General features: G+C 36.0%; 17 protein-coding genes, 1 tRNA gene and 2 pseudogenes. 14 read left to right on the top strand and 6 right to left on the bottom strand.

The genetic code is table 11. The features are described from left to right. Positions 1 to 12: 12 nt before the first annotated feature. Positions 13 to 609 (bottom strand): BON domain-containing protein, encoded by a 597-nt coding sequence (locus ABWU75_RS03915; RefSeq protein ID WP_064124795.1) that lies wholly within the window; start codon positions 607 to 609, stop codon positions 13 to 15. Between the two features lie 140 nt (positions 610 to 749). On the opposite strand from ABWU75_RS03915, the gene ABWU75_RS03910 reads away from it, so the two are divergent. The 6 genes from ABWU75_RS03910 (at position 750) to ABWU75_RS03885 (ending at position 8,189) form a co-directional block, all read left to right on the top strand. Next, positions 750 to 831 (top strand) — tRNA-Leu (locus ABWU75_RS03910). A 158-nt stretch (positions 832 to 989) separates the two neighbouring features. Continuing rightward, a complete protein-coding gene (tig, locus tag ABWU75_RS03905; RefSeq protein ID WP_264731343.1) occupies positions 990 to 2,324 on the top strand; it encodes a trigger factor in 1,335 nt (444 codons plus the stop codon). Positions 2,325 to 2,335: 11 nt separating this feature from the next. Next, positions 2,336 to 2,962 (top strand): ATP-dependent Clp endopeptidase proteolytic subunit ClpP, encoded by a 627-nt coding sequence (clpP, locus tag ABWU75_RS03900; protein ID WP_164225183.1) that lies wholly within the window; start codon positions 2,336 to 2,338, stop codon positions 2,960 to 2,962. Beyond that, entirely contained in the window at positions 2,962 to 4,239 is a 1,278-nt protein-coding gene (clpX, locus tag ABWU75_RS03895) for an ATP-dependent Clp protease ATP-binding subunit ClpX (RefSeq protein ID WP_353286652.1), read from the top strand. Before clpP ends, clpX begins: the two co-directional genes overlap by 1 nt. 15 nt (positions 4,240 to 4,254) lie before the next feature. Further along, positions 4,255 to 6,708: an endopeptidase La gene (gene lon, locus ABWU75_RS03890; protein ID WP_264731340.1), complete on the top strand. Its 2,454-nt coding sequence runs from the start codon at positions 4,255 to 4,257 to the stop codon at positions 6,706 to 6,708. Between the two features lie 185 nt (positions 6,709 to 6,893). Further along, entirely contained in the window at positions 6,894 to 8,189 is a 1,296-nt protein-coding gene (locus tag ABWU75_RS03885; protein WP_319803082.1) for a cbb3-type cytochrome c oxidase subunit I, read from the top strand. 675 nt (positions 8,190 to 8,864) lie between these two features. On the opposite strand, the gene ABWU75_RS03875 is transcribed toward ABWU75_RS03885, so the two are convergent. Next, positions 8,865 to 11,060, bottom strand: coding sequence for a hypothetical protein (locus ABWU75_RS03875; protein ID WP_353286650.1), 2,196 nt, complete (start codon positions 11,058 to 11,060; stop codon positions 8,865 to 8,867). Between the two features lie 130 nt (positions 11,061 to 11,190). On the opposite strand from ABWU75_RS03875, the gene ABWU75_RS03870 reads away from it, so the two are divergent. Beyond that, a complete protein-coding gene (locus ABWU75_RS03870) occupies positions 11,191 to 12,546 on the top strand; it encodes a phosphomannomutase/phosphoglucomutase (RefSeq protein WP_353286649.1) in 1,356 nt (451 codons plus the stop codon). Between the two features lie 360 nt (positions 12,547 to 12,906). Further along, complete coding sequence (gene ppdK, locus ABWU75_RS03865; protein WP_353287068.1) at positions 12,907 to 15,588, top strand: pyruvate, phosphate dikinase; 2,682 nt, start codon at positions 12,907 to 12,909, stop codon at positions 15,586 to 15,588. Between the two features lie 909 nt (positions 15,589 to 16,497). Here the strand turns inward: ppdK and ABWU75_RS03860 are convergent. Further along, on the bottom strand, positions 16,498 to 17,793 hold the full coding sequence (locus tag ABWU75_RS03860; RefSeq protein WP_353287067.1) for a Na+/H+ antiporter NhaC family protein: 1,296 nt from the start codon (positions 17,791 to 17,793) through the stop codon (positions 16,498 to 16,500). 2 nt (positions 17,794 to 17,795) lie between these two features. Here ABWU75_RS03860 and ABWU75_RS03855 point away from each other — a divergent pair. Beyond that, positions 17,796 to 18,008: pseudogene (locus ABWU75_RS03855) on the top strand (RluA family pseudouridine synthase); the annotation flags it as partial. Between the two features lie 7 nt (positions 18,009 to 18,015). Here ABWU75_RS03855 and ABWU75_RS03850 read toward each other — a convergent pair. After that, complete coding sequence (locus tag ABWU75_RS03850; RefSeq protein WP_353286648.1) at positions 18,016 to 19,278, bottom strand: MFS transporter; 1,263 nt, start codon at positions 19,276 to 19,278, stop codon at positions 18,016 to 18,018. A 35-nt stretch (positions 19,279 to 19,313) separates the two neighbouring features. After that, positions 19,314 to 21,116 carry an aspartate--tRNA ligase gene (gene aspS / locus ABWU75_RS03845; RefSeq protein ID WP_353287066.1) on the bottom strand — a complete coding sequence of 601 codons (1,803 nt, stop codon included), beginning with the start codon at positions 21,114 to 21,116 and terminating at the stop codon, positions 19,314 to 19,316. Between the two features lie 195 nt (positions 21,117 to 21,311). Here aspS and ABWU75_RS03840 point away from each other — a divergent pair, with 195 nt between their 5' ends. The 3 genes from ABWU75_RS03840 (at position 21,312) to ABWU75_RS03830 (ending at position 23,000) form a co-directional block, all read left to right on the top strand. After that, complete coding sequence (locus ABWU75_RS03840; protein WP_264731325.1) at positions 21,312 to 21,743, top strand: hypothetical protein; 432 nt, start codon at positions 21,312 to 21,314, stop codon at positions 21,741 to 21,743. A 3-nt stretch (positions 21,744 to 21,746) separates the two neighbouring features. Then, a complete protein-coding gene (gene ccmA, locus ABWU75_RS03835; RefSeq protein ID WP_264731323.1) occupies positions 21,747 to 22,370 on the top strand; it encodes a heme ABC exporter ATP-binding protein CcmA in 624 nt (207 codons plus the stop codon). Positions 22,371 to 22,826: 456 nt separating this feature from the next. Continuing rightward, the gene (locus ABWU75_RS03830; protein WP_353286647.1) at positions 22,827 to 23,000 is read left to right on the top strand and encodes a hypothetical protein; all 174 of its coding nucleotides are present in this window, start codon (positions 22,827 to 22,829) and stop codon (positions 22,998 to 23,000) included. A gap of 317 nt (positions 23,001 to 23,317) precedes the next feature. On the opposite strand, the gene ABWU75_RS03825 is transcribed toward ABWU75_RS03830, so the two are convergent. Further along, positions 23,318 to 24,340 carry an IS110 family transposase gene (locus tag ABWU75_RS03825; protein WP_353286589.1) on the bottom strand — a complete coding sequence of 341 codons (1,023 nt, stop codon included), beginning with the start codon at positions 24,338 to 24,340 and terminating at the stop codon, positions 23,318 to 23,320. 203 nt (positions 24,341 to 24,543) lie between these two features. On the opposite strand from ABWU75_RS03825, the gene ABWU75_RS03820 reads away from it, so the two are divergent. Next, positions 24,544 to 24,753, top strand: a complete 210-nt coding sequence (locus tag ABWU75_RS03820) for a hypothetical protein (protein ID WP_353286646.1) — start codon at positions 24,544 to 24,546, stop codon at positions 24,751 to 24,753. Continuing rightward, positions 24,740 to 25,484, top strand: a pseudogene (locus ABWU75_RS03815) (integrase core domain-containing protein); the annotation flags it as partial. The gene ABWU75_RS03820 and the pseudogene ABWU75_RS03815, both read left to right, overlap by 14 nt. Positions 25,485 to 25,553 lie beyond the last annotated feature (69 nt).

The following is a 25,553-nucleotide window of genomic DNA, read 5'->3' as shown; positions in this document are numbered from 1 at the left end:
GGCGATTTTTGCCTAATGGCGTAATTTACTGTACTTATATCGTACATAACTTACAACTTGTTTTACTCCCTTTACTTTTCTTGCAATTGATATTACAGCTTTTAATTCCGCTTTATTTTGGGCTATACCCATCAAATAAACAACTCTATCAACCGTATTAACGCTATAATTAATTGATTTAATATTTCTTTTCCCCAGAAGTCTTGTTCTTATTTCCGCTGTTATCATGCCATCTACAGTAGTGTCTAGCATGGAAGCCATTTGAATTGGTATTACTCTTATTTCATTTATCACTTCTTTAATTTCTTTTTGCTGCCAAGCTATTTTTTCTGCTGTAAGTTGTTTTTCAGGAGTGTCAACACTTCCAATGAGCAATACTCTTCCTTCACTTACTTTAACTTTTATGGATGAAAATAGCCCATGTTTTAAGAGCCCCTTATTAATTCTGATGACCATAGTCGTATCATCAATGATATTTCCCAAGGATTTGTCCTGCATTGTTATTGCTGTTGCTGTCGCTGTAGCCACCACACCACCTATTATAAGGGTTGTGCAACCACTTTGTGTAATCAAAAAAATTGCAAGTAAGAAGCTTGTTATTAATCTCATTATTGATTTTCAGGATTTAGAGCTTTCATTAAGAAATGTTAATAAGCTTTTTTGATTGTGTAAATACTATAAATTAAGTAAGACTTTAAACCTTGAATATTTTTAATGGAATACCTATAATAGGGTACTGAAAATTTCTTGCGGATATGGCGGAATTGGTAGACGTGCCAGGTTTAGGTCCTGGTGAGCTTGCTCGTGGGGGTTCAAGTCCCTCTATCCGCACTTTAAAGTCATGTAACTTAGGTTTTAAGGGAAAATTTATAATCACTGAATACACTTTTGTTTGTATAAAAACCTGTTCTTAAGGATTGTGTTTAACTTAAATTCTGGTAAAATGACTCTATTAAGATATGAATTAAAATGTTAATAAATGAATTATGATGTCTAATAATATACCTCAAAATACAGTCGAAGTAAGTAGCGTATATACCTACAAAGAGCTTAGTATAGATAAACTAAAGTATGAGTATGAAATCACAGTTGGTAGTGATTATATAAAACAAAAGGTAAATTCCAGGTTGCAAGAGATAGCAGAAAATGCAAAATCACCTGGGTTTAGGGCTGGAAAGATGCCCTATGACCTTGTTGTTGCAAATTATAAAAACGAAGCTTTGGAATATGTGATAAATAATACAATTGATTATTGCTCAAGTGATTTGATGAAAAAAATTGAAGTCAAGTCTCACATTTATCCTAAGGTTGATGTTATATCATTACCAGATCTGGGCAAAGAAAATGAGGAGGGCAATTTTGTATACAAGCTATCTTTTGAGTCGATGCCTGAAGTACCGATGATAGATCTTGACAAAATAAACTTAAAGAAAATTGAAGCAAAGATTGAAGAGGAAGATATAAAAGAATTTATTGATTCTATTAAAACAAAGTTCCCCAATTTCGCCTCTGTTGATGATGCTTCTTATCAAGCGAAAGATGGGGATAAATTGATAATTGATTTTGAAGGGCGGATTAGGAATAAGCTCTTTCAGGGTGGAAGTAGCAAAAATTTTGCCGTTAATTTAGGGTCTGGCACATTTATTAATGGTTTTGAAGACCAATTAACTGGTATGAAAAAGGGAGAAACAAAGGACTTTAAGTTGCAATTTCCTGAAAATTACCAAGCCATTTCCCTTGCAGGACAGGAAGCTGATTTTTCTGTGCGAGTTAATGAGATTCAAATTGCCAAAGATTTTGAAAATGATGATGAAATAGCTAAGAGTATTGGTTTTAAAGATTATTCTTTGCTAATAAGTCATGCAAAAAAAATGATTGGTGATCAGTGCACCGAAATGAGAAATCTCTTAATTAAAAAGGAGCTATTTGATTATTTGGATGCTAATTATAGTTTTGATTTACCCACAGACATAGTAAAACAGGAGCAACAAAGAATGGAAGGAGAACTGGGTGCTCAAAATGATTCTTGTAAAGAAGCTGAAAAACGTGTAAAGCTTGCTATGTTATTTATGAAATTTAGTGCAGAAAATAAAATATCATTAACTCAAAATGATGTTTTGAATGTTATTGTAAATCAATATGTCAGTAAGGATGTACCGTTTGACAGAGTACTTAAGCATTTTGAATCAAATAAACAATTTCAAGAATTAGTTAGAGGGCAAGCGCTTGAGTATAAAGTGACAGATTATATAATAGAAAAAGTTAGTAAAGAAGAGCAGATTATTTCTGTGAAAGAATTAAAGGAATTGTTTGGTAATATTTAATAGGAAAAGGTATGACTCTTATACCAATTGTAGTTGAACAAACTAGTCGCGGTGAGCGCGCTTATGACATATATTCAAGACTAGTGAAAGAAAGAATAATTTTCGTAACAGGTCCTATTGAGGACAACATGGCCAGTGTAATAGTAGCACAGCTTTTATTTTTAGAATCGGAAAATCCCGATAAAGACATTTGTATGTACATCAACTCACCAGGTGGTGTTGTAACTGCTGGTTTGTCGATCTACGATACAATGCAGTATATAAACCCAGACGTTTCAACTTTATGTATAGGTCAAGCTGCGTCTATGGGTTCCTTATTGCTTGCATCTGGTACAAAAGGTAAGCGCTACTCTCTACCTCATTCAAGAATTATGATACATCAGCCATCTGGTGGTTATCATGGTCAAGCAACTGATATAGAAATACATGCTAATGAAATTTTGCGAGTTAAGAAAAAACTAAATCAAATTTATGAAAAACATACTGGAAATTCACTGAAGAAAATTGAAGGAATGATGGAAAGAGATAAATTCATGGATCCTGAAGAAGCAAGGAAAATTGGCTTAATTGACAGGGTGATAGCTGAGCGTACAGATATTGAAATTGAAAATATTAAAGTTAAACAAAAGGTGGGTTAATGGATAACAATAATGATTTACACTACTGTTCTTTTTGCAACAAGGCGCAAGATGAAGTAGATAAATTGATTACTAACTCCTCGGATGGTTTAAAGGTGTTTATTTGTAATGAGTGCATAGAATTATCCCATAAAGCAATAAGTCAAAAGAAAGATAGATCTTTTAATTCAGATCGTATATCTGATATGAAGCTATTACTAAAGAAACCTGAGGATATAAAAAATTTTCTCAGCAAGCATGTTGTAGGTCAAGAACACGCGCAACACGTTTTATCTGTAGCTATGTATAACCATTGTCAATCCATGGTACAATTTCATGCTATAAGTGATATTGAAATCGAGAAGTCAAATATAATGCTTATTGGTCCCACTGGTTCTGGTAAGACTTTGCTAGCCAAAACACTTGCTAAAGTTTCAGATGTGCCATTTGCTATGGCTGATGCGACAACTTTAACTGAGGCAGGTTATGTGGGTGATGATGTAGAAAGCGTGTTGTCGCGTTTATTACAAGCTGCAAATTATGACGTTGCAAAAGCACAGCGTGGTATAGTGTTTATAGATGAAATAGACAAGATTACAAGAAAATCTGAAAGCACTTCAATAACCCGTGACGTTTCAGGTGAAGGGGTCCAGCAAGCTCTGCTTAAGATTATGGAGGGTACAGCTGCTTATGTTCCGCCACAAGGAGGGCGAAAACACCCACAACAAGAGTTTATACAAGTGGATACTAGTAACATACTATTTATTTGTGGAGGAGCTTTTGAAGGCCTCGATAAGATTATTGAAGCGAGAAAAAAGGGAACGTCAGTTGGCTTTGGAGCAGATATAAGTCAGTCTAAAGAGCAAAAGAAAAAGAATGCTTTACATGATGTTCAACCTGAAGATTTAATCAAATTCGGTTTAATACCCGAATTTGTAGGGCGGGTTCCAATAACTGCTGTTTTAGATGAGTTGGATCATGAAGATTTAATACATGTGTTGACAGAGCCAAGGAATGCACTAATAAAACAGTACAAAGCATTGCTTGCGTTTAGCAAAGTAAACCTTGAGTTTTCAGATGAAGCAATATCAGCTATTGCTAAAAAGGCTATAAGCTATAAAACAGGTGCAAGAATGTTACGTGCTATCTTGGAGTCACTTTTGCTTGACGTTATGTATACAGCTGGAAACGGAGATTTTGAAGGTAGCACTATAGTAATCACTAAGAAAATGGTAGAATTAGGAAAAGCAACGGTTAATCATAATAATAATGGCAATGTTATAACGGTTAATGATTAATTTGAGGCATATATTATGAACATTGAACGTGCTGTGAGCTCTAGTTTTACTGCATTGCCAGTATTACCTTTAAGAGATGTAGTAATTTTTCCAAATATAATGGTGCCTTTATTCATAGGCAGAGAAAAATCTGTTAATGCACTAGAATATGCAACAAGTAGTAGTAGTCACCAAAATGAGATTTTTCTTGTAGCACAGAAAGATGGCTCTGTTGATAATCCGGAGCCAGAAGATCTTTATGAAGTAGGTGTGTTAGCAAACATTATACAACCATTAATAAAATTGCCTGACAATGCAGTAAAAGTTATAATCCGGGGGATAAGAAGGGGAAGAGTTGTAGAATATATTAGCTCTCATACTTTATTACAAGCCAGGGTAGAGTTAGACAATCATTATAAAGAAGATGAAGACAATATTGATTTAGAAGCTTTAAGGCGATCTGTTATAGACGCGTTCGATAGCTGGTGTAAGCTAAACAAGAAAAATCAGCCTGAAGTTGCCATTAACCCCATTGATCAAATCAAAGAAGTTGATCAACTTGTAGACACGGTAGCTTCACATTTAAATATAAAAGTATCGGATAAACAAAGCATACTTGAGGCTTATGACCCAAAAGAGCGTTTAAAAAAAGCTTTTGCTTTTATTGAGGGAGAAATAAGTATTTTGAACGCACAAAACCGTTTATATAAGACAATTAAATCGCAAGTTGAAAGCACTCAGAAAGTTTACTACCTTAACGAGCAATTGAAAGCTATACAGAAAGAATTAGATGAATTTGAGAATGGTGATGAAGGGAATATACTCAATGAATTTGAAAAAAAGATAAATGAAACAAAGCTTTCCCAGGAAGCAAGAGAGAAAGCTATAACTGATTTGAAGAGATACAAGAAAATGAATCCCATTTCTCCTGAAGCTACAGTTATATCTAGTTACTTGCATTGGTTACTTGATTTGCCGTGGGGAAAGTACAAAGATGCAAAAATTAACTTAAATGCAGCTAAGAAAATCTTAGATGAAAATCATTATGGCATAGAGAAAGTAAAAGATAGGATAATAGAATTTTTAGCAGTATTAAAAAGAGTAAAAGAGATAAAAGGTCCTATACTTTGCTTGGTTGGACCGCCAGGTGTTGGTAAAACTTCTTTAGCTAAGTCTATGGCAGGAGCAGTAGGAAGAGATTTTGTTCGCATAGCTCTTGGTGGTGTGCGTGATGAGTCCGAGATACGAGGGCATAGGAAAACTTATATTGGCTCAATGCCTGGTAAAATTATTCAACATATGAAAAAAGCTAATTCATGCAACCCGCTTTTTCTGCTTGATGAAATAGATAAGATGGGTTCTGATTCGCGTGGCGATCCTGCATCTGCATTACTTGAGGTTTTAGATACTGAGCACAATAAACACTTTACGGATCATTACTTGGAAGTTGAGTTTGATCTTTCAAGTGTAATGTTTGTAGCTACGGCAAACAGCTTAAATTTGCCACATCCTTTGCGTGATAGGATGGAAATTATACAATTGTCCGGGTATACTGAAGATGAAAAAATCAGTATTGCTACACACCACCTTATTCCGAAGTTAAAGAAGGAGCATGGTTTGTATCAGAAGGAATGGGACATAACTAATGAGGCGTTATACAAGTTGATACGTTTATATACACGTGAAAGTGGTGTGCGGAGTATGGAAAGGGAGCTTGCAAAGCTCATGAGAAAGGCAGTTAAAGAAATATTGACTGATAAAAATAAGAAAATATCCGTAGGGGTTGACAATTTACAAGATTATTTAGGGGTACGTAAATATACCTTTGGTATTGCAGAAAATGAGAGTTTAGTGGGAGTAGTAACTGGGCTTGCCTATACTGAAACAGGTGGTGATATTTTGATGATAGAATCAGTCCTAATTCCGGGCAAGGGAGAAATAAAATACACAGGAAAGCTTGGAGAGGTTATGCAAGAATCTATAAAAGCTGCGTATAGTTATATTCGATCAAATTGTTTGTTTTTTGGTATAAAGCCCGAAAAATTCCAAAATAATGATATACATTTGCATGTACCTGAGGGTGCTGTACCAAAAGATGGCCCTTCTGCTGGCGGCGCGGTATGTACGTCTATTGTTTCTCTTATGACAAATATACCAGTTAACAAAAATGTTGCTATGACAGGCGAAGTGACATTGCGTGGTAGAGTTTTAGCTATTGGGGGCTTAAGAGAAAAGTTACTTGCAGCGCTCAGAGGATCAATCAAAACTGTGATTATACCAAGTGAAAATGAGAAAGATATGCAAGAGATTCCTGCAAGCATCAAAGAGGGGATCAACGTAGTTTTTGCTAAGAATATTGATGAAGTTATGAAAGTTGCTTTAATGCACCCTACTACTCCAATTGATGGTGATGATAATCAAAATAGTGTGTCTTCCTCTATAGAAAATAAAGATGATACTTTTCCTATGTCGGAAACATTGAAGCATTAGATTAAGAAGATATTATACAATCTCCATTTCTCTTTTATCCGGCAAAAATCCACCAACTTGTGCATTCCATAAGGATATGACCTGCTTTGCTGTGATATTATTCATCAATGCCAATTAATTTGAAAAATTTATAGCGCTTTATATTATAATACTTTATCAATCAAAAATAAAAAGAGAAAATGACCGTGCTCAACATACAAAATAACGCTACACTTTGCAAACAGTGGATATTCTTAGCAGTATGTGCTCTTGCTTGCTCTGGGTTACTGTCAATAATTGTTATTTTTTTACGATTGCCTTTTATCTCCTCTCTCGTTCCTTCTGCACAATATATCTTTGATAATGCGCTGGTGATACACGTGAATTTGTCAATTTTGGTGTGGATGTGCTCTATAATATCTCTGCTTTTTATTATAAACCTACAAAATACCAATAATTGGTTTAACTTTTCATGGGTTCTATCAACCCTTTCGATGCTGCTCATGTTTATATCCGCATTCGTTCCAAACACTGAAGTTATCAAAAGTAACTATATTCCCGTGTTACAAAACAAATTATTCTTATTTGGTCTTGGTTTGTTTACCACCAGTATATTAGTAAATGCAATGCTAGCATACACATCAAAAAAAGAGGTTTCATTTCTCTCTGTGGGGCAAGTTGGGCTGGTTATTACACTTGTTTCGTCATTTCTTTGCTTTGTTTTAGCATATCAAAATATGCCTCCAGGTCTATATCACTCAGATAAGAATTTGTTTTACGAATATCTCTTTTGGGGAGGCGGACATTTATTGCAGTTTGCTTTTACTCAAGGAATGTTTTTAGTCTATTTAATAATGTTAAGCGATGCTAGTTTAGCTTCAAGCAATAAAATTACTATTTTACCACTATTTATAAACACAATTTTGGCTATGGGTGCATCGTTTATATATTTTGTTTATCCAATTGATAGCGCCAAGTTAATACAGTTTTTTACTTGGCATATGAGGATTGCTGGAGCAGTTTTGCCGTGCTTTTTGATAATATTAGTGTGCTGCAACATCAGGACTTTTACTAATGATAAAAGCAACTATTTATTACATTCATTTTTATTGTTCATTTATGGAGATGTGCTTGGAGTGCTGACTATTGAAGGAAATGTCACCATTCCCGCTCATTATCATGGTTCTGTAGTTGGGATCACTATAGCTTTTATGAATTTCATTTATTGGCTGTTACCTAAATTAAACTTTAAAGAGGTAAAAAGTTCCATGGTAAGATTACAGATTTATGCGTACAGTGTGGGGCATTTTCTCCATATTACTGGACTTGTATGGCTTGGTGGATATGGTGCCTTAAGAAAAGTTGCAGATTTGCCAAGCATTTCATCAATGTTGGCACGCACGTGCTTCATTATAGGTGGCGCTATATCAGTTGTTGGTGGAATGTTATTCGTAATAATTGTGCTTTTACATCTGCTCAAAGGCAAAGCGCGTACCAACTAACCCATAGAAACGAAAAAACTTGCTTGACAAACTCCGCCAGCCCCCTTATTGTAGTAGTAAGGGTATTTATGACTCATTGTTTTTGACCTGCAGGCTCAATGACAAAATTCAGTAAAAAACTCAGGGTATTTATTGGCGGATTACATAAAATTATAGCGGCTGCATGTCTTTTTTATTTTTTCTACATTCAGCCAAATCGCGCTTATTTTAAGCGTTAGCACATTATTACAGCGCCACTTACAGTAATATAGAGTCAAAACTCGCACCACGGGGCTTCTTTTGCCTTTTTTTTCTGCTTGGTAAATTTCTTAATGTTTGTAGCTAAAGCAATTTAAGAGACCGAAAATGGTGTCATTCCAGCGCGTGACGCTGGAATCTGGTCTTTATTATGCAGCCACTTATTTAAAGTTAAGTTTTCTGGATCCAAGTAGTCAAGCTACTCGGATGATACCTTGACAATCGTCATCCCGCTACGTGTTAGCGGATGAGATACCGCGAATGAATCGCGGTATGACGTAGGATTGCTGTCATCCCGCTGCTTGTTAGCGGGATCTATGTGAGATACCGCGACAGTGTGACGGTTCGCGGCGGAATGACGATAACCTCGTCATCCTGCTACGTGTTAGCGCCATGGCGGTACGACGTCTTAGCTATAGTTAACAATAGAAGCAAAACTCATCCTTTTGAAAGAGGAGGAGATTTTTCTGGATCCTCAGCGGGGATTGATTTTGGATCTGATAATTCTGTATTTACCTTGATTGGCTCTAATGGAGTTTTCTGCTCTTCCGGTTTATCGTCTGGAATTGGAACAGGCCAATCCATAATGTTTTGCGGTATAACTTCTGCTTCTTTAGCTTCTTTTTGACCTGTTGAAGATGGTGTATCAACTCCTGCATTTTTAGTAACTTCTTGTTTTAGTTGTTTATTTTCTTCTTGTAATTGCTTTAAATTTTTCTTTAACTCGTCAATCTCTCTTATTTTTTGTTTTAATTGTTCAGATATAGTTAGTTTGTCTCTAGTCAATTTTTTGTTTTCTTGTCTTAACCCACTAGCTATTCTGCTTGAGTTGTTGTTTACAGCTTGTGTACCTTGGTCTTGCTGCTGCATGCTTGTTCCTCTACTTTCATATTCAACTTCAGTTTGAGTTGCCTGACCTTTTTCCTGCTGTAATATGTTCTGCAGCTGCTCTAGACTCTCTTTGACAGATGCCAGCTCTTCCTGTGTACACGTTAACATCCCTTCCTTTTCCTTAAGCTGTTGTTTAAGCTTATCTATTTCTGATTGTTGCTTTCTGAACGATGTTGAATCTGTACTTTTTGCTCTTAATTGTCTAAATAAATTTTCCTTTTCTTCTGCCAATTTTTCTATTTGCTCAGTCAGCTTATCTTTATTATCGATAAATTCAATCTCAGCTTGTTTTAGTTTACGGGTTAAATTTTCAATATACTCACTATCTTCGTTTTTTACTTCCGAATACTTTGCCCTTAAATCTTGAAGCTTTCCTTCTAATTTCTGGCTCTCTCTTACTATCTGCTGTATCTTTTCATCCTTCTGCTTAATTTCTTTTCTCAAACTCTCTATTTTCTCATTTTTCTCCACTTCTTCTATCTCATCTGCAAGAGACTTTTTACCTATACCAGATTGCTGAATTGCCATTTCTAAATCTTCTTTTTCTTTGTACAGTTGATTTAATTCCTTAACTAACTCTTGATTCTTTAATTGCTCTTTACTCATAAGCGACTCAATTAAAGTACCTTGCTCCTTTATTCTTTGATCTCTTTCAAATATCGCTCGCTGTTGTTCATTAACTTTATCTCTCAAGGAGTCACGTTCTAATCTTAGATCCTCAAGCTGCTTTGCCTGCGCTGCAAAATATTTAGCAAATGTTTCTTTTTCTTTCTCTAATTCCTCAATTTCGTCTACTTCACCTTTTGCTCCTTCTTGTTCATGCTCTTCTTCATCACTAGACATATCATCCTCAAGTATTTCATCTTCATCACTAAATTCACTAACACTAGAGAAAGAACTTCTACGTGAAGAAGGTGTGCTAGGAGAGGAATACCCACTGCTGCTTGGTGTAGGTGACTGTGGTGATATATGTGGATCTTTTGTAAATATTTCCTCTGCTGGTACTTGCTGATCGTCTACACTCCTGGACATGTCAGTAAAAGCTTGATGCAGAGTTTTTCCATTGATAAAAACTTCTTTATTCTGCTCAACTAATTTTAATATTTTATCTTTTGTTTCCTCTGGTGTGAACTTTAAATCACCAAACTTTGGCTCACCAATGACACTTTGTATACCACTAGAATCCAATTTTACGATCATGCTACAGTCTATGCTGTTGCCTTCAGAATCTTTAGCCTGCCAGTTAATGGTCATTTCACATGAGCTTGAACCAGTAAAATCATAGTGCCTTTCGCTGCCTTTTTTGGTCGCAGTTATTTGACTATCTTTCTCTAAAGATATGTTATAAACCTTACCTTCTCTGCTGGCTCTTAAAATATTGCTAATTTCTATTGGTTTTTCTTCATTTTCAAATCTAATTTTGAAGTCGTTATCTTTTGTTGAATACGCTAAGAAATTTTGACCAGGCAGAGACGACTTAAGTTCTTTATGCATTGCGTCTATTGATTGCTCAAATTTTTGGAACTCCTTTTCCCACTTTAAATTTATCTGTCCTGTAATGTCCTCATCTTTGCGTAAAGGACCAATAAAGTACCAGATTAAATTTTCTTCCTCCAGTCTTTTAATAAAATCCTGAAGATCGTTGCAAGATTCAATGACACTTAGAATATCATTTTTCTTCTGTTCATCTACATTTAGACTTTGATTCTCAGCTATAAATACATTTTCGTTTTCCTGTGGCATAATTTTGCATCTTTAAAAAGTATACTATAATATTAACAGATTTTTTTAAAAAATCAACTAATCGTTGAGTAAATAAACTTGAGCACTTGTCCACTATGCTATATAGTAGTTACTCCTTAAGCAGTGCAGTATGGACAATAGCATTATAAGAAAATACGATATTAGAGGTATAGTAGGCAAAGATTTGCAGATTAATGATGGGTACGAGATAGGTAGAAAGTTTGGCCAAACCGTAGCTAGTGTTTGTGTCAGCTACGACAGCAGGATAGATTCACCAAGTATAGAAAGAGAATTAATTAGGGGCTTAACTTTATCTGGAGCAAATGTTATACGTGTTGGACTATGCTCGTCACCTATGCTCTACGCTGCAACGCAAATCACGCAGGCGGATCTTGGTATCATAATAACTGCCTCTCATAACCCCAGCGAATATAATGGCTTTAAATTTTTTAGTAATAAAAAAGTCTTCTCAGATCAAGAGATAAAGGAAATTATAAGCAGTCCAATTAAAAACAGTACAAGAATTGGAAGCTTAATTAACATAAATATATATAGTGAGTACATTCGCATATTAAAAAGTGCAGTGAAGAATAATACTACACAGAAATTAAAAATAGCCTGGGATTGTGGAAATAGTCCAGCAAGTGGAATTATAAGGTGTATTGAAAAGATCTTGCCTGGTCATACGCATATCGTAACCAATAACTCTATAGATGGGGCATTTCCACTGCATGATCCAGATCCCATAGAGGAAAAAAATCTCGCTCAATTAATTGACATTGTGAAGGAATATGGATGTGATCTTGGCATTGCGCTAGATGGCGATAGCGATAGGGTGCGCTTAATTGATAATAAAGGCAACGTTGTTTCCAATGACCATTTATTTATAATTTTTGCACGTGAAGTGCTGGAGGAATATCCAGAAAGCAAAGTTATTGCCAACGTAAAAATGAGTATGAAGGTGCATGATTTTGTTAGTAAGTTAGGAGGGCAAGTTATTACCTGCGCTACTGGACATTCACTAGTTAAGAAGAAGATGGTAGAGGAAGAGGCAAAGTTTGCTGGTGAGTTAAGCGGGCACTTCTTCTTTTCTGAGCTAGGTTTTGATGATGGGCTATATTCTGCTGTTAAAGCAGCTGACATTTTGCTTAAGAAAAACCAAAGCCTATCTCAGGTGATTGAGGATTTACCGAAGTTATATATCACTCATGAAGTAAAGATTGTAGTTAAAGATGAGAAAAAATTTCAAATAATTGAATCAATAAAGAAAACACTAGAGCAGCAAAATATTGTATTTTCAGATCTTGACGGTGTTAAGGTAAATGATAACGATAATAAAGGTTGGTGGCTCCTTAGAGCATCAAATACACAAAACTGCATTACAGCAAGATGCGAAGGAGATACCTTAGAAGGTTTTGAACTTACTAAAAAGGTTTTGTTCCATTACATTGATGAAGCAAGGTCTTTAAATTGTAGCTGCTCATAGAGAAATTAACCCTATCTCTTAAATAGAGCCACTTAGGGTGGTTGCTCCTGAAACCCGATTTCGAAGGGCCTTCCTTCATTTTCAATAAAACAAACATTACTTTGTTTGTTACTGCAGCACACCATTATTCTTAGGGTTGAAAAACTTAGAAAGAGCCATAAAAAATTTTTAAATATATCTTTATATTATATATTCTTATTGATAATAATTTGTCATCTTTTTTGTTAACTTTACTGATGTTGCCAGAAGGAACGTTGTTGCCAAATTTTGTAAAATTTATTATCCTAAGGTTTCAAGTCCTCACAGGTTTATTGGAACTATATGTACAATGTGTTTATCAGTGAAAATCCGGAGAAAATGATGGGGGAAAAGTTAATACATTACTTTAGCCAGGGTAAATGCGAAGGCAATGCAGAAATGAAAAATCTGCTGGGAGGAAAGGGAGCAAATTTAGCAGAAATGTGCAATGTTGGCATTCCTGTTCCACCTGGTTTCACAATTTCCACCTCTGTTTGTCAGGCCTACTGTCAGGATAATGAATTGTCTAACGACCTACGTAACGAGATTAAAAACTACATGGCGATGCTCGAAAATGACATCGGTTGTAAATTCGGGGATTTAAATAACCCCTTATTAGTTTCAATACGCTCTGGTAGTGTTAGTTCAATGCCAGGCATGCTTGATACTATTTTAAATGTTGGTTTAAATGATGAAACAGTTATTGGGCTTGCAAAAAAAAGTGGAGAACGTTTTGCCTATGATAGCTACTGCCGTTTCATCATGATGTACTCCAATGTTGTACTACAGCTTGACCATCACCTATTTCAAGATGTTGTTGATAATGAGCAGCAAAAGAGTGGAGCAAAAAGCTTAGCTGATCTTGATGTTGATGTTTTAAAGAGAATTGTTAACAATTTCAAAAGGATAGTACATGAAAAAACAGGAAAACATTTTCCGCAGAACGTTGAAGAGCAATTGTTAAACTCAGTTAATGCAGTATTTACCTCTTGGAAAAATGATAGGGCTGTTTCCTATAGAAGAATACATAACATTCCTGAAAACCTTGGAACAGCGGTCAACGTGCAAGCAATGGTTTTCGGTAATTTAAATGATAATTCTGCAACTGGTGTGATATTTACACGAAATCCTTCAACTGGAGAAAAAAAGCTTTTTGGTGAGTTTTTGGTTAATGCTCAGGGTGAGGATGTGGTTTCTGGTGTTTATACTCCTATGCCAATTGACGGAGAGCAAGAAAACACCATGGAGAAGTTGCTGCCAAGTGTCTACCGAGAATTATGTGTGGTATGTGAAAAACTTGAAAGGCATTATAAAGACATGCAGGATATCGAATTTACTGTGCAGGACGGTAAGTTATGGATTTTGCAGACTAGGTCTGGCAAGCGCACGGCTGAAGCTGCTATTCGCATAATAGTTGATATGGTAAACGAAGGAACGATTACAAAAGAAGAAGGAATATTGAGAATTGATCCAAAAACTTTTGACAATTTATTGCATCCAGTTCTTGACGTTAAGAGTGACCAAAAAGTAATAGGGAAGGGACTGCCGGCTTCTCCAGGGGTTGCTTCTGGATATGTAGTGTTTAGTGCAAGTGATGCTGAAAAAGCTGCAGAGCAGGGTAAAAAAGTGATTTTAGTAAGGTCAGAAACGAGTCCTGAAGATATTAATGGAATGAATGCTGCAAGTGGCATAGTAACAGCACGGGGAGGGATGACCTCGCATGCTGCTGTTGTAACCCGTGGAATGGGTAAGCCATGCATTTGCAGTGTAAGTGGACTTTATATCGATAAAGATGGAACTTTCTTTTCTGTGGGGGATACAAAAGTAAATAAAGGTGAACCAATTACCATCAACGGAGGAACAGGGGAGGTTATGCTTGGCATTCTTCCTACAATTTCACCTGAATTATCGCAAGAATTCAAAACGATAATCAGCTGGATAGATGAAATCAAAACGGTCAAAGTGAGAGCGAACGCTGATACTCCAAAAGATGCAAAAATTGCAAAAGAATTCGGTGCAGAAGGTATAGGCTTATGTCGCACAGAACATATGTTTTTCGCTAGTGATAGAATCGAATTCATTCAAAAGTTGATAATAGCTGACGATGAAAATGAAAGGGCAAATGCGCTCATTAAACTGGAAGAAATGCAAAAGTCTGATTTCAAAGAAATATTTTCTATTATGGAGGGTAGGGAAGTCACTATACGGTTGCTTGATCCACCCTTACATGAATTTTTACCCAATAATCAGTCTACTATAGAAAAAATCGCCAAATCACTTAGTAAGTCAGTTGAATCAGTAAAAAATAAAATAGCACAGTTGTCAGAAAAGAACCCAATGCTTGGCCATCGAGGTTGTAGACTTGCCATTTCTCATCCTGAAATATATAGCATGCAGATTAGGGCAATACTTAGTGCTGCAAATGAGCTAAAAAAGGAAAAAAGTGTAGAAATCAAGCCTGAGATCATGATCCCTTTTATAATGAATGAGAAAGAATTTATTCTGATATGCGAGCTAGCAAAGAAAGAATCCTCTGTCATCTCAGCTGGAATCCAGACGCAGATTCCAGCGTCACGCGCTGGAATGACATCAGACAAGGCTTATTCAATTGGAACGATGATAGAACTACCAAGAGCAGCACTGATTGCTGATAAGTTAGCAAAACATGCAGAGTTTTTTAGTTTTGGCACTAATGATTTAACGCAAACAACCATGGGACTTTCAAGAGATGATTCAGTTAATTTCCTCGATTCTTATAAGGAAAGCAATATATTTGACAATGATCCATTTGAAGTGCTGGACATCGAAGGGGTAGGGGAGTTAATCAAGATAGCCATTGAAAGAGGCAAAAAAACCCGAAAAGAAATAAAACTAGGTATATGTGGAGAGCATGGAGCAGATCCAAAATCTATAGAGTTTCTCATCGAATCAGGGGTGGATTATGTTTCATGCTCACCCTATAGAGTACCGGTTGCAAAGTTAGTGGCAGCACAGTTTAGTGTAAAATCTAAGTTTGTTGGGTAAGTGAGAAATATAGCAATAATATAACCACTGGTGACTTTCCTCACTTAGACAACTGTGTCAAGCACTGGAATGACACCCTACTTAACCGTCATACCGCCGCGGCGCTAACACGTAGCGGGATGACGATTGTCAAGGTGTCATGAAAGTAGCTGACACTGGTTTCCATCCAAGAGAGTGTCATCCGAGTAGCTGACACTGGTTCACTCTATAATGGCAGTGCCTCTATGATGTAAGGAATCCAGTTTTTATGCAATCTCATCAAGAACGTTGTGTTTTAACGTAAGGTTGGCTACTTTTACACTCACTAACTTAGCTAGATCCCAGTGTCTGGGCACTGGGATGACAGCAGTCCTACGTCATACCGCGATTCATTCGCGGTATCTCTTAACATAGATCCCGCTAACAAGCAGCGGGATGACACCTCTCTTGGGCTCTTTTAGCTACAAACGTTAAGAAATTTACCAAGCAAAAAAAAGGCAAAAGAAGCCCTAGTCATTGTCTATTTTCAGTATTTGGCGTTTTTTAAGTCTTAAACACTGCAATTTAGCTGCTTTTAATTGCAACTAACCTACGCTGCAAATGTTTAAGAAATTTACTAAGCAGAAAAAAAGGCAAAAGAAACCCCGTGTTAGCTAGTTGTCACTCTCTAATCCTGCAAATTGGTGTACTATACTGTCTTAAACGACTTATAAGCGCGTTTCAGCTTGTGTAGGTAAAAACCTAGAAATATTGTGAAGACATAAGGTGCACATAGTGCAAAAAATTAAAAATAAGACGCCAACCACGTTGTTTTCTTGCTGTTTAATCTGCACAGATGAAGATAACTGAATACCTTCAGTTTCATGATAAGGGGGCTGGCGGAGTTTGTCAAGTAATTCCGTTCCTTATGGGTAAAAAAAAAGAGAAACTCTAAGTTGCAGCCGCACGATGTTTCTCTTTTCTGCTGTTGATGATTATTTCGCCTATTGTAACTGCTGCTAAAATAAAGCAGTAATATACCTGTGTTAATAAAGAAACAGGTGATACAAAGGCGATGCTACCTGCCAGCAATAGTTGAGAACCATAAGGTAAGATGCCTTTTGTAGCACAAGCAAAAACATCTAATAAGTATGCACTGCGGTATGGTATAATATCGTGTTTCTGTGCGAGTCTTTTTGCAATGCCACCACTTAGTAAAATAGCAATGGTATTATTGGCAACTAAGGTAGTAAACATAGACGCAATTCCTGCTATCAAAAATTCAGCTTTAGTTTTTGTGATATTGCTTTCATCGATGAGTTTATGCAACGCCTTTTGACCTTGTTTGTACATTATATGGCTCAACCCACCGATAAATAGAGCAAATATTACTATTTCGTTTACTTTTTTGAAACCGTCGTACACGTCATGAGGAAATTGAACGATGGCATAGTCAAAAAAAGCTATTCCTAGCACACCAGCAATAATTATGTTTACAGTTATTGTTACTAAAGTGGTGACTTCAAGCAGCCCCATGATTATTAAAGAAATATAAGGAATAATTTTTATTATAGAATAATAATCTAAATTTGATATAGAAATAATTTTTGTACTACTTGAAATCACTGCCAGATAGGTGAGTGTTATAATACCTGCAGTAAATGCAACCTTAGAGTTTATTTTAAGTTTATCTTTTGCTGAAGCTCCCTGTGAAGAAACAGATGCAATGGTGGTATCAGATATCATTGAGAGGTTGTCACCAAACACGGCACCACCTACTACAGCTGCAGTTCCTATTTCAAGGCCAAAAGCTCCACTTTTTGCCAGATTAACAGCTATAGGTACCATCAGCGCAACAACTCCCATAGATGTACCAATTGCAGTTGAAATAAAAGCAGAAGCCAAAAATACTCCAGGCAGCATTAATCTTGCTGGAAGGAAATTAAGAATTAAATTAGCAACAGTGTCTGCGCTACCAATTGATTGAGTAACCGCAGAAAATGCTCCAGAAAATAAAAAAATTAAACACATAGTAAGGGTATTTTTGTCACCCATGCCCTTGATAACAGTATCGATGTTATGCTGAATTTTATTTGTACCACGTGAGACAGCAAAAAATAGCGCTGGTAACAAGCAGATTACTGGTGAAACCTGATGAAGTGGATTATCAGTTCCGATAAAAGAAAAATAAGCACCACTTCCAAGGTACAAGATTAAAAAAATAATCAAAGGGACAAAAGCTGTCATTTCAGTTACGTGCACATTTAGCTCATATAAATTGCCCTATTCTTGGTGACGGTAAATACGGTGGTAAAAAAGCTTTTATTAATGGGGTAGCAAATAAAATTCACCTTCATTCGCATTCTTTATCTTTAAAATTACTAAGCAATAAAGAAATCACTATTACTGCTCCTATCCCTAAGCACATTGAAAAGTCTATTGAAGTGCTATTTTTCGACTGAAACGATTTCACCAATCAACTTTTCTGTCTTTGGCTTTGATTTGAAGCACAGATATTAGGCTAATTAATGCGCAGGCAGTAAGATAAATACCTGCTGCAAGTTTTGTTTCGGTTTTTTCTATAAGCCACATGCATATGTATGGAGAAAGGCCACCAAAAATTCCTGCAGATATGTTATGTGCGAGGCTAAAGCCGGTGCACCTAACTTTCGTTGGAAATAACTCACAGGCAAGAGAATTATATATCCCAAAAGATGCACCTATCGGCACACTTATCAACAGAAAAGTGAGCGTTACAATATAGTGATTATCATACGATAATAGCGAAAGTACCGGCAAACCGGCGCAAGCTAGAGCTACTAATGTAGGAATCATTACATTTTTTCTTCCAACTTTATCAGACAGTATTGCAAATAGCACTGCGGACGTTCCAAATGTAATTTCAACCATAATCCTTACTACATTTTTTATATCAATACCTGAGAGAATAAGTTCTTTTACAGATATGTTGTAAAACATGATTGCTGAATAAACAATTGCATTTTGGGCAACGCCAAGCCCAATTGCTAGCACAAATGCCTTTTTATAGTCCCTGATTAATTCTAAAAATGGAGAATCAGATAAGCTTCTATTTTGATCATGAATTTTATATGCTAGGCTCTCTTCCATTATGTATCTTATTAAGAAGCCTATTATGCCCATAATAAAGCAGAAATAGAAGAGCAACCTCCAGCCCCAAATTTCATAATTTTCACCTGTAAATTTTTTGCAAATAGCTATCATTACAAAACATGTAATAGAACCAAGAGCACCACTAAAAGCTTTCATGCTACCTAAAAAGCCTAGATTTTTTTTATCGCTTGAATGCTCTATTAAAAAGGCTGAGTTGATACTCGTTTCCCCTCCTGTTGCCATTCCTTGTATTATTCTACAAAGCAGAAGTAATATAGGAGAAAATATTCCTATTTCTTTAAATCCTGGTATGACCGCAATTGCAGTAGATGATATCGAAGCTAATATTACGGAAGTCAGCAAAATTTTCCTTCTGCCGTATTTATCTCCAATGTAACCAAAAATAAATGCACCAAGTGGTCTAAATCCAAATCCAATTGCAAAACTACCAAGAAATTTGATTGTGCTTAAATAATCGCTTTCTGAAGGAAAAAAAACATTGCTTATTATATGTGTTAAAACTCCAAATAGAGTTACTTCATACCATATAATCATATTGCAGATTATGCTTGATAGTATTGCTTTTTGAATATCGTTCATGATTTTCGGTTTACCACACTCCGCTATAAAAATTTTTATTCAATAACCTTTAAGGATAATTCACGTAAATGTTTATTGTCCACTTCAGAAGGAGCACCCATTAGAACATCCTCTCCTTGCTGATTCATAGGAAAACAGATTACTTCACGAATGTTTGGCTCATCAGCAAGTAGCATAACCATTCTATCAACCCCTGGTGCTATTCCACCATGAGGGGGCACACCAAACCTGAATGCACGCACGAGCGCGCCAAATTTTGTATCAACTTCTTCTTTGCTGTAGCCTGCAATGGCAAAGGCCTTATACATGATATCCAGCTTGTTACTACGAATCGCCCCGCTTGACAGTTCTATTCCATTGCAAACAAGATCATATTGGTAAGCAAGGATATCCAGTGGATTTTTGTCCTCTAAATCTTTCAAGCTACCATGTGGCATAGAGAATGGGTTGTGAAAGAAATCTATTTTTTTGCTCTTATCGTCATATACAAAATATGGAAAATCAATAATCCAACAGAACTTAAATATATCGTTATCTATAAGACCTAGTTCTGATCCTAAGAGAGAACGCACTTTCCCTGCAATTGTTGCTGCTTCATTTTCCTTATCAGAAGCAAAAAATACACTATCTCCAGGCTTTACATCCGTTATTTCTTTTATAGAATTTAGCCTGTTTTCATCAAGGAATTTAGCAATTGGCCCTTTTGCGATGCCGTCCTTATCAAATGTTATATACCCAAGCCCCTTAGCGCCGAATTCTTTTTGCGCATGTTCTATTTTTTTATCAAAGAAGCTGCGTGGTTCTTCTGCTGTTTTAGGAGCAGGGATGGCTCTGACTACCATACCACGATCAATATTACTTTTGAAAATATTGAACTCTGAATCACGGAAAATTTCTGTAACATCGCTGACTAATAATGGATTGCGCAGATCTGGCTTATCAGATCCATATTTGAGCATTGCGTCTTTGTATGTAATGCGCGGAAAATCTTTATCAACTGATTTGCAAGAAAATTTGGCAAACACTTTATATAAGGTAGACTCAATAATCTGAAAGATGTCTTCTTGAGTCACAAAAGACATTTCAAGATCTAGTTGATAAAACTCCCCCGGAGAACGGTCAGCCCTTGCGTCTTCGTCACGGAAACACGGTGCAATTTGAAAATATTTATCAAACCCTGAAACCATGAGCAATTGCTTAAAAATCTGTGGAGCTTGCGGCAATGCATAAAATTTACCAAGATTTAGTCTGCTTGGCACCAAATAATCACGTGCACCTTCAGGGGACGAAGCAGTAAGTATTGGAGTCTGAATTTCCAAAAACCCTTGCTCTATCATGAGCTTGCGGAGTTCTGCAATAATTTGTGAGCGCAGAATAATATTGTTGCGGGTGTTTTCTCGCCTTAAATCAAGAAAACGATATTTAAATCTCATATTTTCTGGGTATTCTTGTTCGCCAGCAATGCTCGCTAATATACTTCTTTCTTCTTTTGCTATTTCTTCATCACAGTGGAACTCGACTTCCGATTCAACGTGCAAATTGCTAACTACAACCTCAATTTCTCCGGTTGCGATAGAGCTGTTTACCGTATCTTCAGTTCTAGCTTTGACTATTCCTGTAACAGTAATTATACTCTCCAATTTTAAATTTGATGTCTCATCAAAAAAGTCTTTGTCATTATTCAATACTAGTTGAGTGATTCCATAGAAGTCTCTTAAATCAACAAAAATTAAGTTACCGTGATCGCGCTTACGATATAACCATCCAGAGAGGATAACTTCCTTTTCTACGTCGTTCTTCCTTAATTCTTCACACGTGTGAGTTTTATAGCAGTTCATATTTGTTTTACTTCTAAATTCTTTAAAAAGTATAGAAATAAACCTTACTACATACAAGCCCATTCTCAGATATTTGTCCAATTTACGAAATAGAGCAGTATTACTTTTATACTGTCTTTACCCGCAAAGAAATTGCACAATTTCTATAATTATGGTATAATAGTAAGGGTATTTTTAATGAATTAGGTACAGGAAATGCCACTTACACAGATCATATTATATAGCGTAACATTACTTGCTGTAGCTGCAGTATTTCTCTTTTTGAGAAAAATATACAAAAATCGCATTAGAAAAATCATATTTCCTAGAAAAGTTTTTAAAGAAGAGTGGGAAGAAGACAGAAAATTCAACGAATTATATCAAAAAAATAAGCAAAAAGAGTTGATGAAACAACAGGAAATGCTACGCGAAAAGCAAAAAGATATACAGGTTTATAAAGAAGATCTAGAAATAGTTGACATAGCAAAACCGTTAGGTAAATGGACAAAGATGGTTATGATGGGTAATGGTTTAATGCAGCGTTTTGCACAATTGATACATAGAGAAGGCGGCCAGAAAGGATTTTGGGAGCTATTTGTAAAAGCTCAGGCTTCAACTCAAGGTAAACATAAGGGGAAGGGCAGATAATCCATGCTCGAATGTGAAAATTTATCCTGCGCGCGTAATAATAAGGTACTATTTAAAAATCTCAGTTTTAAAGCTGAACCAAAGTCAAAGATTCTAATCACTGGTCCAAATGGTAGTGGTAAAACCAGCTTAATTAGAAGTTTATCTGGACTTTTACCGCCGGTATCAGGCAATATAAGGTACTGCGGAAAAGACATATATGATGATCCAAAATCCTATATACCTTCTATGGTCTATATAGGCCATAAGAATGCCTGTAAAGATAGCTTAACTGTTGCTCAAAACATAGAATTCTGGGCAGGAATACGAAATACTAGGGAATTGATTGTGGCAGCTATTTGTTGCTTGCAGTTGCAGCCTGTACTTAATATTAGATATGGCGAACTTTCTGCAGGCTGGAAAAGAAGAGTTGCGCTTGCTCGCCTCTTGATTTCTAATGCAAACGTTTGGCTGATAGATGAACCATTTTGTAATCTTGATAGTGCAACGTGTGAATTAGTGCTGAACCTAATCTCAATACGCTCTGAGCAAAATGGTATAGTAATTATTACAGGGCATAGCTCTACAGAGCAATTGTGTGATTTTACAACGATTGATATACGCGATTTCAATAGACTTCTTGCATAGTTTTTGGCAGCACGTTAACAACCGTTAGAAACGAAAAAACTTCCTTGACAAACTCCGCCAGCCCCCTTATCATGATAGTGAAGGTATTCAGTTATCTTCATCTGTGCAGATTAAACAGCAAAAAAAACAACGTACTTGGCGTCTTATTTTTAATTTTTCGCACTATGTGCACCTTATGTCTTCACAACATTTCTGGGTTTTTACCTACACAAGCTGAAACGCGCTTATAAGTCGTTTAAGACAGTATAGTACGCCAATTTGCAGGATTAGAGAGTGACAACTAGCTAACACGGGGTTTCTTTTGCCTTTTTTTCTGCTTAGTAAATTTCTTAATGTTTATAATTTAGATTAGTTGCGGCTAAAAAGCAACTGAATCGCGGTTATTAAACGTTTAGAATAAAAAAACGCCATACTTGAAAGTATAATGTAAGTAATTAGCCAACCATGGGGCTTCTTTTGCCTTTTTTTTCACTTGGTAAATTTCTTAATATTTATAGCAACATGAACAAACATTTGAGAGTAACTTCTGCTAGTAGGGTGTCATCCCAGTGCGTGACACTGGGATCCAGAAAAATTGATTATGTACTATACAACATTTTCGATCAAAAGCTGGATTCCAGACTGGAATGACATCATAGGGGCTACTTGCATGACATCATTCTTTTTCCTGGATCCCAGTGTTAGCTACTCGGATGACAGGAGATACCGTCTTGTTAGTCAACAAAAAAATTATAAAAATTTCCCAAGTTGCATCATAAAATCAAAAAATACTTCCAATTGTGTAACAGTACACAGATTATAGTTAGTGGATATGTTGATAAGTAAATTAGTTTTATACGCACAAAACAGATGAAGTTTACTTATCAACATATCCACTAACCAACAACATTCAATAAATTTGTGTAAGATACCACTTTACATAAGATAGATAGGAAGCATTTTTGATTTTAAAGTACTAAACCTTCAGTCAACCTCCTAGCCCTGTAGTTTTTGATATGGTTAGGATCAAAAGCACTTTTGGATGTCAGAATACCGAAAATGATATGGAGTAGCTTACGCATTGCAGCACCAACGATGGCCATATTATGCTTACCCTTTTCCTTTAATCTTTGGCAAAAGCTCATAATGATAGGATTGTGATTCTTAGCTACTATGGCAGGAAAGAAAAGTGCCTTACGTAATGTTTGTGAACCGGATTTACTTAATCTGGGTTTGGCATATACAGAGGAACCTGACGTCATATTTCGTGGTATAACTCCTGTATATGCTGCCAATTGCCTGGCATCTCTAAAAACCTCTATATCAGAAACTTCAGCTAAAATAGCTATTGCTGATTCTTCTCCTATGCCTGGAATAGTCAATAGAAGTTGAAAATTTTCCAACAATTCTTTGTGTTGATTTAATAGTTCACGTACGGAGTTTTTTATTGTTTCTATTTTTTGAGCTATATTCATTGCAAGGTCTTCCCAAGCATTTGCAACTTCTTTAGGCAGTCTCTCTTTTTTTTCTAAGTGGTTATTTACTAATGTTAACTCATCTTTTAACGCAACTGAGCAACGATAAAGATGTTTTAATTTTTTCATTTCAGGAGAAGGTGGTGTCCAACTAGAAGGTTCCTGTCTTTGGCAATAATCAGCAATAACTTCTGCATCGGTCTGATCATTCTTTTGTCGTATCAGCTTACTCCTTGCATAAGATTTTATGCAATAAGGATTTACAACACTTACAAAATGTCCAGCATTGTGTAGAAATTCAGCCAGTGCTTCGCTATAACAACCAGTAGATTCCATGCAGGTTTTTACTTTTTCTACATTATGTTTGTGTAGAAAATTCAGTAGACTTTGAAACCCATGATCATCGTTCTTAAAGCTTCTTTTTCTAGTTTCACGCTTTCCTTTTTTGCTTATAAATGAGAGAAAAACATCAAAGCGATCTTTTGATATATCTATGCCCAAAAAGTTGTTGATCATATATAACCCCATACGTTACCATTAAAAATGAAAAGTAAGGCTAGTCTTGTGAATACAGAATTAGAACCATTCAGGTCTTTCTACGATACCGTCCAGCCTATACTTTTGAGAAGGGAATTCTTATCTCCTCTACAGATTTTATATCTAAGAGGAAGCACAGAGTTCCTCCCTTCTCCACCTAATGCTTAAGCTTAAAACATTAGATGCTTTTGACAAGATACAAGACGTTGTCACTACTACATTATGCTATAAGTCATAAGAATAATCAAGCTGTAAAAGATCTTTTGGAAGAAGCCAAAAAACAAAAACTATTAAAGGAAGTTCTGAATGAAGAAATGACCACAAAATATTCAGATGGTCGGGAAGAAACTCATACAATACTTACAGATGCTATATCAATTGCCATTAGATGACTGTCTCTACGCTTTGCAAACCTCAATCCCACATTTGAGTCGCTCCAGCTTACATCGTTGTTTACAAAGGCACAACATTAGCAGACTACCAGATGTCGATGGTGAAGTTAAATCAAGAAAGAAATTCAAACAATATCCTATAGGCTATTTCCATATTGATATCGCGGAAGTTAGAACAGAAGAAGGAAAGCTGTATTTGTTTGTTGCAATAGATCAAATTCACCTACGTTGAGTTGCACAAAAGTGCTACAAAACCCATAGCTGCTGAGTTTTTAGGTAATCTGATTAGAATTTTACCGTATAAAATCCACACTATTTTGACAGATAATGGCATACAATTTACAAATCAGAAGCGCCATAAATACGCCTTCCAACACATATTTGATAGAGTTTGTGAAGAAAATAACATTGAACATCGTCTGACAAAAGTTAGCCATTCTTGGACAAATGGACAAGTTGAACGTATGAATAAAACTTTAAAGAATGCTACAGTTAAGAAATATTACTATCGTTCGCATCAGCAACTTAAGGAGCATCTTTATGACTTTGTTATGGCCTACAATTATGCAAAGAGACTCAAAGCTCTTAGGGGTCTTACACCTTTTGAATTTATATGTTCTCAGCTGACAAAGTCTCCTGAATTATTTATAATAGATCCATACCATCACACTCTGGAACCATACATCTTATTCGTCTCAAAGACTGGTGGCAAATACTCAAAGCCAAACTAAGAGGACACTATAACTACTTCGGGATTAGCGGAAATTATCGATGGCTCAATAAGTTTAATTGGGCAGTAA

The organism is Wolbachia endosymbiont (group A) of Anthophora plumipes, from assembly GCF_964028115.1.
GTDB lineage: Bacteria > Pseudomonadota > Alphaproteobacteria > Rickettsiales > Anaplasmataceae > Wolbachia.
The sequence above is the reverse complement of the archived record's forward strand: the minus strand, read 5'-3'. Positions and strand labels throughout refer to the sequence as shown.

What these genes read in the sequence shown, in the direction of transcription:
- ABWU75_RS03850 (WP_353286648.1), bottom strand. Translation starts at nt 19,278, where the DNA reads ATGAACGATATTCAAAAAGCAATACTATCAAGCATAATCTGCAATATG.
- tig (WP_264731343.1), top strand. Translation starts at nt 990, where the DNA reads ATGTCTAATAATATACCTCAAAATACAGTCGAAGTAAGTAGCGTATAT.
- ABWU75_RS03825 (WP_353286589.1), bottom strand. Translation starts at nt 24,340, where the DNA reads ATGATCAACAACTTTTTGGGCATAGATATATCAAAAGATCGCTTTGAT.
- ABWU75_RS03860 (WP_353287067.1), bottom strand. Translation starts at nt 17,793, where the DNA reads ATGACAGCTTTTGTCCCTTTGATTATTTTTTTAATCTTGTACCTTGGA.
- clpP (WP_164225183.1), top strand. Translation starts at nt 2,336, where the DNA reads ATGACTCTTATACCAATTGTAGTTGAACAAACTAGTCGCGGTGAGCGC.
- ccmA (WP_264731323.1), top strand. Translation starts at nt 21,747, where the DNA reads ATGCTCGAATGTGAAAATTTATCCTGCGCGCGTAATAATAAGGTACTA.
- ABWU75_RS03870 (WP_353286649.1), top strand. Translation starts at nt 11,191, where the DNA reads ATGGACAATAGCATTATAAGAAAATACGATATTAGAGGTATAGTAGGC.
- aspS (WP_353287066.1), bottom strand. Translation starts at nt 21,116, where the DNA reads ATGAACTGCTATAAAACTCACACGTGTGAAGAATTAAGGAAGAACGAC.
- clpX (WP_353286652.1), top strand. Translation starts at nt 2,962, where the DNA reads ATGGATAACAATAATGATTTACACTACTGTTCTTTTTGCAACAAGGCG.
- ABWU75_RS03820 (WP_353286646.1), top strand. Translation starts at nt 24,544, where the DNA reads ATGCTTTTGACAAGATACAAGACGTTGTCACTACTACATTATGCTATA.
- ABWU75_RS03915 (WP_064124795.1), bottom strand. Translation starts at nt 609, where the DNA reads ATGAGATTAATAACAAGCTTCTTACTTGCAATTTTTTTGATTACACAA.
- lon (WP_264731340.1), top strand. Translation starts at nt 4,255, where the DNA reads ATGAACATTGAACGTGCTGTGAGCTCTAGTTTTACTGCATTGCCAGTA.
- ABWU75_RS03840 (WP_264731325.1), top strand. Translation starts at nt 21,312, where the DNA reads ATGCCACTTACACAGATCATATTATATAGCGTAACATTACTTGCTGTA.
- ppdK (WP_353287068.1), top strand. Translation starts at nt 12,907, where the DNA reads ATGGGGGAAAAGTTAATACATTACTTTAGCCAGGGTAAATGCGAAGGC.
- ABWU75_RS03875 (WP_353286650.1), bottom strand. Translation starts at nt 11,060, where the DNA reads ATGCCACAGGAAAACGAAAATGTATTTATAGCTGAGAATCAAAGTCTA.